The organism is Massilia sp. CT11-108 (assembly GCF_047302915.1).
Lineage (GTDB): Bacteria > Pseudomonadota > Gammaproteobacteria > Burkholderiales > Burkholderiaceae_D > Telluria > Telluria orientalis.
Genome location: NZ_JBKYMO010001053.1, coordinates 1 through 823, shown reverse-complemented (window position 1 = coordinate 823; position 823 = coordinate 1). Strand labels below are relative to the sequence as shown.

Here is an 823-nt window from a genome sequence, read left to right as displayed (position 1 = left end):
GCCGGGCGTGGGGGTGGGAGGGAAGGAGTGGGCCGGCTTTATATCCGGAAGGAATATTATACCGCACTTCGATGATTCGCAGTTATACTCCGTTAATACTCCGGTTGGAGTATATTGGGCGTATAAACACTGCGGAGACACCATGAAGCTCGTCGACACCAAACCCAAATTTCCCGATACGGACAAGGTCACCATCAATCTGGGCCTCGTCGACCTGGCGCAGATGGACCTGCTCGTGGCCGAAGGTTTTTATACGAACCGTACCGATTTCGTCCGCACGGCCATCCGCAACCAGTTGCAGCAGCACGGCGAAGCGATCCGCCAGACCGTCACGCGCAAGCGCTTCGTGATGGGCATGCAGCGCTACACGAAGGCGGAACTGGAAGCGGGCGTCGCCGCCGGCGAGCAGCTCGACATCCACGTGCTGGGCCTCGCCACCATCGACGACGACGTCACGCCCGAGCTGGCGCGTGCGGCGATCGCCTCCATCCAGGTGCTCGGCGCATTTTTCGCGCCGGCCGCCGTCAAGTCCGCGCTCGCGGACCGCATCCATTCCTGAGGAACACCATGAAACCATATGAACAATTTGTTGAAAACATCCTGGGCGCCGTGCGCTCGGGCCAGGGCAAGGATCCGGCCGCGGCCACCGCGCTGATCCAGGACGCGCTGCGCACCGCCGGGCTGATGCCGGGGGCGCAAGCGGGTACGCCGTTCACGCCGCCTTTTGCCGAGCAACCGGGCGCGCGTGCGCCGTTCGCCGACCTGAACGGCGTGGGGGCCGCGGGGGGCCCCGCCCCCCCCCCCCCAAACCACCCCCCCCCCC

1 protein-coding gene and 1 pseudogene are annotated in these 823 nt (G+C 65.0%); both read left to right on the top strand.

The annotated features are described in order from the left end of the window. The first annotated feature begins 142 nt into the window (after positions 1–142). Positions 143–559: a CopG family transcriptional regulator gene (locus ACEN88_RS33080; RefSeq protein ID WP_413346532.1), complete on the top strand. Its 417-nt coding sequence runs from the start codon at positions 143–145 to the stop codon at positions 557–559. Between the two features lie 8 nt (positions 560–567). Further along, positions 568–823, top strand: a pseudogene (locus ACEN88_RS33075) (hypothetical protein); the annotation flags it as partial.

Excerpts from the sequence above, each read along its gene's own strand:
- ACEN88_RS33080 (WP_413346532.1), top strand. The coding sequence starts at position 143 with ATGAAGCTCGTCGACACCAAACCCAAATTTCCCGATACGGACAAGGTC.